This window comes from Mesorhizobium sp. M7A.F.Ca.AU.002.02.1.1 (genome assembly GCF_003998535.1).
Classification (GTDB): Bacteria; Pseudomonadota; Alphaproteobacteria; order Rhizobiales; family Rhizobiaceae; genus Mesorhizobium; species Mesorhizobium ciceri.
Genome location: NZ_RZPB01000529.1, coordinates 1 through 4,323 on the forward strand (window position 1 = coordinate 1; position 4,323 = coordinate 4,323).

The window sequence follows — 4,323 nt, forward strand, 5'->3', positions numbered from 1 at the left end:
GGGGGTCGTGCCCCAGGCGAGGGCGGCGACCGCCGGTGCGTTGCCGGCTTGGCTCACAGGAAACCTCCATCGACGATCAGCATCTGCGCCGTCAGCATGCGCGAAGCGTCCGAGGCCAGGAACAGCACCGTGCCGACGATGTCGTCGGGCTGCATCACCTGTTTTATGCACTGCTTGGCGACATGGGCGGCAAGCCCCTGTTCGGTCACCCAGAGCTCCTTCTGCCGCTCGGTGATCACCCAGCCGGGTGCGATGGCGTTGACGCGGATGCCGTCCACACCGAGCTTGCCGGCCAGCCCCTTGGTCAGACCGAGGATACCGGCCTTGGCGGCCGTGTAGGAGGGCATGTCGGGGTGGTTGATCAGATAGGACGTCGAGGTGAAGTTGATGATCGAGCCGCCGCCGGCCCGCTTCATGCCCGGCGCCACCGCTTGCGCGGTGAAGAAATGCGGCCTCAGATTAATGGCTTGGTTGTTGTCCCAGAACTCGACCGTCACGTCTTCGACGGCGTGGCGTTCGTCCCAGGCCGCATTGTTGACCAGCACGGTGACATCGCCGTGCGCCTCGGCAGCCTTCGCGGCGGACGCCCGCAGGGCCTCGACATCGCGCAAATCGGTCTTGAGGTAGAGCGGCCGGCGGCCGAATTCTTTCTCGATGCGGTCGGCAAGAGCTGTGCTTGGGCCGTCGGCGATGTCGATGAAGGCGACATTGGCGCCCTGGCGCACAAAACCCTCGGTCAGTGCCGCGCCAATTCCGGAGCCGCCGCCGGTGATCAGCACCGAGGCTCCTTCGAGGTCGGCAAAATGCGCCGATGGCATCATCGTTGTTGTCTCCCAGCGCATGACCCCGAAAATCGGATCGATTTTCGGAAAGGGATCATGCGCAAATGTTAAATGCTACAGCGTCCTTTGCGCGTCTTGAAAGACGCGCGGCGCCGTAGCGTGATCGGCGCGCATCCTAGCCACGCAAGGCGCGCGGGCAAGGGCGAACCGCCGAATTTCAGGGCTTATGTCAGACAAAACGACAATGCGCCGCACCGGATGCGCACGGCAGCACCGTCGGGGTTGGGGATCTCGGAGGACCGCCGGTCAGATCGCCTTGGCGCGCAGGGCGCCGCGGAAGGAATCGCGGAGATAGCCGAGCGTGGCGTCGGCATCGACCGGCTTGCCGAACAGATAGCCCTGTCCGCCGGCGCAGCCAAACTGGACCAGGCGATCGGCCTGCGCTTCCTGCTCGATTCCTTCGGCGACGACGTCCATGCCGAGCCCTTCGCACATTGCGAGGATAGCGCGGATGATGTGTTCCGACGGCCTGTCGTCGAGAATGGAGGAGACGAAGGCGCGATCGATCTTGAGCTTGTCGAAATGGAATTCGCGCAAGCGGCCGAGCGAGGACTGGCCGGTGCCGAAATCGTCTAGCGAGACGCGGATGCCGACGCGGCGCAGATCCTCGACGATCTGCGCGGCCGAGGCCGGGTCGTTCATCAGGCCGGTCTCGGTGATCTCGATCTCCAGCCGGCGCGGATCGAAGCCGGTGCGGTCGAGGATCGCCAGTATGTGCAGGCCGGTGTTCTGGTCGACGAGCTGCGAGGGTGACAGGTTGAACGACAGGAACAGGTCCTTCGGCCAGCTTCTGGCGGCCTCCGTCGCCTTGCGCAGCACCAGCTGCGACAACGGGCCGATGATGCCGCGCTCCTCGGCGATGGGAATGAAGACGGTCGGCGGCACGGAACCCAGGTCGCGGTCGGTCCAGCGCGCCAGCGTCTCGAAGCCGATGGTGCGGCGCGTGGCGAGATCGACGATGGGTTGGAAATGCGGCTCCACTTCGCCGGCCGAGACAGCCCGGCGCAGCGCCTGTTCGATGCGGGTGACGCGCTTGGCCGCTTCTTCCATCTCACGGGTGTAGACGACGACGCGGCCACGGCCGGAACGCTTGGCGTGGTAGAGTGCCGTCTCTGCCTTGTTGATGAGGATTTCCGTGGTCTCGTCGCCCGAATAGAACAACGAGCAGCCGACCGAGGCCGAAAGCCTGGCGGTGCGTTCGCCGACATCGTAGGGCGCCGACAGGATCTCGATCAGCATGCGCGACTTTTCGGCCGCAGCGTCCTCGCTGAATACCATCGGATAGAGAAAAGCAAATTCGTCGGCGCCGATGCGGCAGACCGTGGAATAGCCGTCCATAGAGGCGCGCAGCCGCATCGCGACCTGGATCAGGATGTCGTCGCCGGCCTTGTGGCCGAACAGATCGTTGATCGGCTTGAAGCCGTCGAGGTCGAGAATCCCGACGGTAAAGGGCGCGGGATCGTCGGCTCGGTCGGCGATCAGCCGATCGACCTTGTCGAAGAAGCGGCGATGGTTGCCAAGCCCGGTCAACGGATCGGTGAATGCCAGATCCGTGCTCTCCCTGTTTGCCTGACCGGTGCCAAACGAAGTTTGCATCGGTGTCCCTGTTTTGTGACTTCGGAATTTATTTTCAGACTGGCAGCAAACCCTTTAGGAAACGTATCGCGAAATCGATTTTCCATGGGCAACCGCGACCTGTTTCGAAGGATCGATGTGAGGTGTGCATTCGGGCTCAAGGAACAACGAGGACGCGCAGCCTGGCTCCTGTCACGGAATGACCGGCAGGGCCGAGCTTGCGACTTGCTGATGCCAATCTTCAAAAGGTCGCGATTGGCAGACGGGCAGTGAGCCTGTACAGGCAGGACAGTCGCCCATCAGAGCCGCCGGAGACCCGCCATGAAGCTGAAAATCGCCGTCCAGATGGACCACATCTCCACCGTGTCGATCGCCGGCGACACCTCGTTCGCGCTGTCGCTGGAAGCGCAGCGGCGTGGCCATGAGCTGTTCCACTACACGCCGGATCGGCTGTCGTTGCGCGACGGCAAGGTGTTTGCCCGCATTGAGGAGATGCAGGTGCGCGACGAGAAAGGCAGCCACTATTCGCTGGGCGAGAAGGTGCGCACCGATCTGTCGGAGATGGACGTCGTCCTGCTGCGCCAGGATCCGCCCTTCGACATGAACTACATCACCACCACGCACATCCTGGAGCGCATCCACCCGAAGACGCTCGTGGTCAACGACCCGGCCTGGGTGCGCAACAGCCCGGAAAAGATCTTCGTCACCGAATTTGCCGACCTGATGCCGGACACGCTGATCACCAAGGATCCACTCGAAGTTGCCGCCTTCCGCAAGGAGTTCGGCGACATCATCGTCAAGCCGCTCTACGGCAATGGCGGCGCCGGCATCTTCCATCTGCTGGAGGGCGACCGCAACCTGGCCTCGCTGCTGGAAATGTTCGGCCAGATGTTTCGCGAACCCTATATCGTGCAGCGCTATCTCAAGGACGTGCGCAAGGGCGACAAGCGCATCATCCTGATCGACGGCGAGCCGGTCGGCGCCATCAACCGGGTGCCCGCCGAACATGATTCCCGCTCCAATATGCATGTCGGCGGCCGCGCCGAAAAGACCGAGCTGACGGCGCGCGAACGCGAGATCTGCGCCCGCATCGGGCCGTCGCTGAAGGAGCGTGGCTTCATCCTGGTCGGCATCGACGTCATCGGTGACTACATGACCGAGATCAATGTCACCTCGCCGACCGGCGTGCGCGAGGTCAAACGCTTCGGCGGCGCCGACATCGCCAGCCTGTTCTGGGACGCGGTCGAGGACAAGCGCGGGTAAGCCGTTTTCATTTTGTCTTAACCATGTTCCGTTTTTGCAACCGCGCTCAATTCGGCTGCAACCCACGCGCTCACATGTTCCCGTAATGTTCTTGATTTGACCGAGGATTTGTGATTGTCTGCCCGTGGGGCCATTTCTTGGCCATCGCGTGGGTTGTGGCCTGGGGGCAAAGAAATGGTGGCGCGGGTTCGCACGGTCGCTTTCCAGGGCATCGAGGCCGTGCCGGTCGATGTGCAGGTGATGATCGCGCCCGGCAAGGTCAACATGCACATCGTCGGCCTGGGCGACAAGGCGGTGGCCGAAAGCCGCGAGCGGGTGCAGGCCGCACTGCATGCTTCAGGCCTGTCGATGCCGTCGAAGAAGGTCACGGTCAATCTGGCGCCGGCCGACCTGCCGAAGGAAGGCAGTCACTACGACCTGCCGATCGCGCTTGGCCTGATGGCTGCCCTTGGCGCCATTCCGGGCGACATGCTGGCCGGCTATGTCGTACTTGGAGAATTGTCGCTCGACGGCACGATTGCCGCGGTCGCCGGCGCCTTGCCGGCGGCGATCGCCGCCAATGCCGAGGGCAAAGGCCTGATCTGCCCGTTCGCCTGCGGACCTGAGGCGGCCTGGGCTGGAAAGGATTTCGACATTCTGGCAC

The 4,323-nt window shown here is 63.3% G+C and carries 4 protein-coding genes; 2 read left to right on the forward strand and 2 right to left on the reverse strand.

The features are described from left to right. Positions 1–53: 53 nt before the first annotated feature. Entirely contained in the window at positions 54–821 is a 768-nt protein-coding gene (locus tag EN879_RS25890) for an SDR family oxidoreductase (RefSeq protein WP_063169668.1), read from the reverse strand. Positions 822–1,088: 267 nt separating this feature from the next. Then, positions 1,089–2,438 (reverse strand): EAL domain-containing protein, encoded by a 1,350-nt coding sequence (locus EN879_RS25895; RefSeq protein WP_013528600.1) that lies wholly within the window; start codon positions 2,436–2,438, stop codon positions 1,089–1,091. Positions 2,439–2,738: 300 nt separating this feature from the next. Here EN879_RS25895 and gshB point away from each other — a divergent pair, with 300 nt between their 5' ends. After that, the gene (gene gshB, locus EN879_RS25900; RefSeq protein ID WP_013528601.1) at positions 2,739–3,680 is read left to right on the forward strand and encodes a glutathione synthase; all 942 of its coding nucleotides are present in this window, start codon (positions 2,739–2,741) and stop codon (positions 3,678–3,680) included. A 174-nt stretch (positions 3,681–3,854) separates the two neighbouring features. Next, positions 3,855–4,323 (forward strand): magnesium chelatase domain-containing protein (locus EN879_RS25905; protein ID WP_164774577.1); only part of this gene is annotated, 469 nt, incomplete at its 3' end.

Coding starts and splice junctions, on each gene's coding strand:
- EN879_RS25890 (WP_063169668.1), bottom strand. CDS start 821: ATGATGCCATCGGCGCATTTTGCCGACCTCGAAGGAGCCTCGGTGCTG.
- EN879_RS25895 (WP_013528600.1), bottom strand. CDS start 2,438: ATGCAAACTTCGTTTGGCACCGGTCAGGCAAACAGGGAGAGCACGGAT.
- gshB (WP_013528601.1), top strand. CDS start 2,739: ATGAAGCTGAAAATCGCCGTCCAGATGGACCACATCTCCACCGTGTCG.